The following is a 202-nucleotide window of genomic DNA, read 5'->3' as shown; positions in this document are numbered from 1 at the left end:
GGATTCTTCTCAGAATAAACAACAAAGCTCTAAACAAGAGGATCCCTCTCAGAATAAACAACAAAGCTCTAAACAAGAGGATTCCTCTCAAGATAAGCAACAAAGCGCTAAACAAGATGACTCGTCTCAAGGTAAACAACAAAACAGTAAGCAAGATGACCCTTCTCAACGTAAGCAACAAAGCTCTGGAGGTAATAGTATT

At 38.6% G+C, this 202-nt stretch carries 1 pseudogene; it reads left to right on the top strand.

The window, feature by feature from the left end:
- Nucleotides 1–202, top strand: a pseudogene (locus MR170_RS32190) (spore germination protein); the annotation flags it as partial.

Source organism: Bacillus cereus group sp. BfR-BA-01524 (assembly GCF_022662595.1).
GTDB lineage: Bacteria > Bacillota > Bacilli > Bacillales > Bacillaceae_G > Bacillus_A > Bacillus_A thuringiensis_S.
Note: the sequence above shows the minus strand (reverse complement) of the source record. Positions and strands in the feature narration are given on the sequence as shown.